The 4,909-nt window shown below is 42.3% G+C and carries 3 protein-coding genes; all 3 read left to right on the forward strand.

Annotated features, from left to right (window positions below; all coding sequences use genetic code 11):
• Positions 1-1,546: SusC/RagA family TonB-linked outer membrane protein (locus tag Q0X72_RS13080; protein ID WP_297766276.1), on the forward strand; the 1,546-nt coding region annotated here is incomplete at its 5' end.
• A gap of 4 nt (positions 1,547-1,550) precedes the next feature.
• Positions 1,551-3,233, forward strand: a complete 1,683-nt coding sequence (locus Q0X72_RS13085) for a RagB/SusD family nutrient uptake outer membrane protein (protein ID WP_297766278.1) — start codon at positions 1,551-1,553, stop codon at positions 3,231-3,233.
• A 104-nt stretch (positions 3,234-3,337) separates the two neighbouring features.
• Positions 3,338-4,909: VCBS repeat-containing protein (locus tag Q0X72_RS13090; protein WP_297766280.1), on the forward strand; the 1,572-nt coding region annotated here is incomplete at its 3' end.

A 4,909-nucleotide genomic window follows, 5' to 3' on the forward strand; every position in this document is an offset into this window, starting at 1 on the left:
GACCTGGAACAACGTACTTAATTACAGCACCGTAATTGGCGAGCATAACATTAATGCCCTTGTCGGTGTAGAAGCTGTAGAAGAGCAAAGCAAAGGGAAAGGTGTCAGCAGACAAGGTTATTTGTTTGAAACTCCTGATTTTTACTTGTTAAGCAATGGGAGTAGTCTTGCTAATGTTGATTTCGCTTATGATGGTGGAAATACCTTGTTCTCCCTTTTTGGTACGGCAAATTACTCGTACCAGGGAAAATATTTTGCCACGGTTACATTGAGGAATGATAAGTCCTCTCGATTCCTGGGAGACAACCAGAGCCAGACCTTCCCTTCCTTTAGTGCAGGTTGGTTAATGAGTGATGAAGATTTCTTCCCAAAGGACGGGATCGTCAGCAGACTTAAACTAAAGGCATCTTACGGTCAATTGGGGAACCAGACCTTGCCTGCTAGTAACCCAACAATTAACATTTCGAATCTAAGCGAAAATCTCGCTAACTATTCATTGGACGGAAGTTCTATTGCCACAGGTGCTATCCTAAGTCAGGTAGGGAATCCTAATTTAAAATGGGAAACCAGTGTTACAACTAACTTCGGATTTGAAATGGGTCTTTTCAATAATGACCTGACTGTATCTTTCGAGTATTTTGATATTGATACCGAGGACCTTATCACACGTGATAATAGTCTTATCAGTACTACCGCAATAGATGCTTCGGCACCTTTGGTAAACCTGGGAGATATCCAAAACACCGGTTTTGATCTGGGTATTGGCTATAGTCACGAAACCAGCTATGGACTGAATTATGCCATAAATGCAAACATCTCACACTACAAAAATGAGGTTAAAGCATTGATTAGTGATTTCCAGGCAGGTAGGACGGACCTTAGAGGTGGAGCTGCAACCCGAACTGAAGTAGGGCGTGCAATATCTGAATTCTATGGCCGGAGGATAACGGGCTTTGACAGTGCCGGCCGGTGGACCTACGAAGATGTGGATGGCAACGGTGTCAGTGATGATAACGACCGTACCTATATTGGTAGTCCACACCCTGATTTCACCTATGGTGTGAATTTAAGTCTTGGTTATAAAGGATTTGATATGTCTGCCTTTTTCTCCGGATCACAGGGCAACGATGCGTACAACTATCAGAAGATCTTTTCAGACTTCCCTACATTCTTTGGGTCAAACCAAAGCGTACGGGTACTAGATTCGTGGACACCTTCTAATACCAATGCTACATTGCCTGCATTGAGTCAGAGCATTACCAATAATGAGACAAGCCCGAATTCTTATTTTGTAGAAGACGCATCCTTTTTGAGAATGAAGAATCTACAGATAGGATATACATTTAATGATGACATTGCCAGTACCATTGGTCTGGATATGTTCCGACTTTATATTCAGGGCACCAATTTGTTCACTATTACCGATTACACAGGATTGGATCCGGAAGTAATTTCGAACGATAACCTATCTTTGGCTGTCGATGGTACTAACCCTGTTTATCCGGTGGCACAGATAATTACTATAGGTATTAACACAAAATTTTAAAAAAATGAAAAAGAGATTCTTTTATTATTTAACCATAATCGCTCTAGTTTTTGCTTGTAACGATGAATTTAGCGAAGTACCAGCAATAGGAGCTTTGAGCGATGCAACCCTTCTTAATGAGACGGGTGTTGACTTACTCCTGGTAGGTGCTTATTCTACGCTCGATGGTATTCGAAACAATGCTCCAGGCGCAGAATGGAACGGATCCGGAGACAACTGGTGGCTTGATGCGATTTCCGATGATGCCCATAAAGGGAGTACGGACGGGGATCAAGCGGACCTATACCTTCTGGAAATTTACGACTGGACTGCTGGTAATCCCTACCTAACTATGTGGGATAGTAGGTATGCCGGGGTAAACAGAGCCAATGCAGTAATTGACCTTATCAGTAAAATTGAAGGGGGCGACTTTAATTCAAAACTGGCGGAGGCGCGTTTCCTCAGGGGACACTATAATTTTGAACTACAAAAGATGTTTGGGAATGTTTCTTATATCTCAGAAGAAAACTTTGCTAATACAGAGTTCAACCAGCCCAATACAGGTCCAATCTGGGAACAAATTGAAGCCGATTTCCAATTTGCAATTGATAATTTACCTCCCTCACAAGCCGAAATAGGGCGTCCTACATCATGGACTGCCAAGGCATTTCTGGGGAAAGCTCATATGTTTCAGCAGGAGTTTGGTGCAGCTTTACCTTTGTTTACTGATGTGATAAACAACGGGCCTTATTCCCTTAACCCGGAATTTTTAGCCAATTTCTCCCTGGCAGGTGAAAACGGTTCAGAACCTGTTTTTTCGATTCAGTTCACCCCGGGTGGAAGTATTTCCTGGAACGGGAACCAAGGGGGAACTCTGAATTTCCCTAATGCCCTAGGGTTTTGTTGTGGTTTTTACCAACCTACCCAGGATCTGGTAAACGCTTATCAGACAGATGGAACCGGTTTGCCATTGCTGGATACCTTTAACCAAACCGATGTAACCAATGATCAGGAGCTTACAAGTGCAGATCCTTTTACTCCTCACACAGGGCCTTTAGACCCTAGACTGGATTATACTGCAGGTAGAAGGGGAATTGAATACAACGGTTACGGTATTAATCCAGGGCAGGACTGGGTGCGAGCTACTGATGCTGACATTTCTGGCCCTTATTTACCTAAGAAAAATGTATATCAGGCTAGTGAAACCGGAAACCAGGGAACAGGTCCATGGGGACAACAATTCTCTGGCGTAAACTATCATATAATGCGTTATGCCGATGTGCTGCTGATGGCAGCAGAGGCAGAAGTAGAAGTTGGTTCACTTGAAACCGCTCGTGGTTATGTGAACGAGGTACGTAACCGGGCCAAAAATATGACGTATCTTCAGGACGCTTCAGGTACCGCTGATGCAGCTAATTATCAAATTGAGCCTTATACGGCTGCCTGGACAGATGCAGCAGTAGCAAGGAAAGCTGTACGCTTTGAACGCAGACTGGAACTAGCCATGGAAGGACATAGACTCTTTGATCTTAGAAGATGGGGCGTAGCAGCAAGCGTACTTAACGCCTATGTACAGAACGAAGCACGTACTATTCCTAATTTTGGTCAGAAAGCAGGCACCTATATGCCTAATATGGACCTTTTACCGATCCCGATCAACGCGATCGATTTAAGTGGTGGGGCTATAGTACAGAATCCTGGATTCTAAGTAATAAACCAATCTAAATTAAAAACAGGGCATGTTAAATGCCCTGTTTTTTGTTTTTAATACTGCTGCGAATTCCTATATTTAAATATTGAGATGTTAATCCTATGAAGACCTATTTTATTGTTTCTGCCATTTGCCTCTTTTTACTAGCTTCTTGTAACAATCCCGAATCAACCGCGGCACGTATCTTCAAAAAACTGGAAAAAGAAGATACAGGCATTACGTTTATTAATCAACTCACAGAAAATGACTCCCTGAACTATTTCACCTATGCCTATATCTATATGGGTGGAGGAGTCTCTGCAGGTGATGTCAATAATGACGGTCTCATAGATCTTTTCTTTACCGGTAATATGGTCCCTAACAAACTATACATCAACAAAGGTGAGATGCGCTTTGAAGATATCTCAGATAGCGCAGGGATCTCAGGAGACGACAGATGGTATACGGGAACCACCATGGTAGATATCAACCACGATGGACTATTAGATATTTACTGCTCTGTTGGTGGTAAATTTGGGGTGAAGGAAAATCAATTATTTGTCAATAATGGAGATCTTACATTCACCGAAAAAGCGGGAGAGTATGGCCTGGCTGACCCCGGCAATAGTGTGCAAGCCACCTTTTTTGATTACGACCTCGATGGGGACCTGGATGCGTATGTAGCCAATTACCCCCCTACCCGTTTCGATGCCCCAAATAGCTTTTACAGTTTTAAACAACAATATCCTAAACCTCTTGAAACCGACAAACTTTATCGGAATGATGATGGCAGCTTTGTTGATGTCACCGAAGAGGCCGGACTTTTAACTTTTGGCCTCTCATTAAGTGCTACAGTAGGTGACCTTAACAAGGATGGTTGGCCAGATCTCTATATCTCCAATGATTTTTCTACACCAGACTACCTGTTTATAAATAATAAGAATGGAACCTTCTCAGAAGAAGTGAAAAAGGTAACCAAGAACACAGCGTTCTACGGAATGGGTGTTGATATTGCCGATTTTAATAACGATGACCTGCTCGATATTCTGCAGGTAGACATGACTGCCAATGTGAATAGAAGATCCAAGGCCAACATGGCCAGTATGAACCCCGATCTTTTTTGGAGCACAGTATATTCGGGCTTCCATTATCAATACATGCAAAATAGTTTACAAATCAACAACGGAATGCTAAATGATTCCCTCCCAGATTTTAGCAATATTTCCAGATTAGCAGGAGTGTCTTCTACTGATTGGAGTTGGGGCCCTCTAATTGCGGATCTTGATAATGATGGGTGGAAAGATATCTTTATTTCCAATGGAACTCGCAAAGAAATCAATAATCGCGACTTCTTTCTGAACTGGGAAAAAGAAGGAAGGCCTTTAGATAACCTGCTTCAACGAAGTATGGATCTGCCATCAGAACCTATCGATAATTTTGCATTTAAAAACAATAAGGACCTCACCTTTACTCATATGAACCAGGAGTGGGGAATTTCCTTTGAAGGCTTTTCTAATGGCTCTGTGTATGCAGATCTCGACAATGATGGAGATCTGGAGATCATTACCAATAACATTGATGATACGGCTTCTGTATTTGAAAATCTAAGCGCCTCAAAAAGTAGTTATGCAACTTTAGATTTTAAGGGACCTGAGAAAAATCCCTTTGGAATTGGGGTTCAGGTCACTGCAATT

Origin of the sequence: uncultured Muriicola sp., assembly GCF_947258935.1 — a bacterium.
In the GTDB taxonomy this organism is placed as follows: Bacteria; Bacteroidota; Bacteroidia; order Flavobacteriales; family Flavobacteriaceae; genus Muriicola.

Bases quoted from the DNA above. Each gene is read 5' to 3' on its own strand.
- Q0X72_RS13085 (WP_297766278.1), top strand. From the start codon at position 1,551: ATGAAAAAGAGATTCTTTTATTATTTAACCATAATCGCTCTAGTTTTT.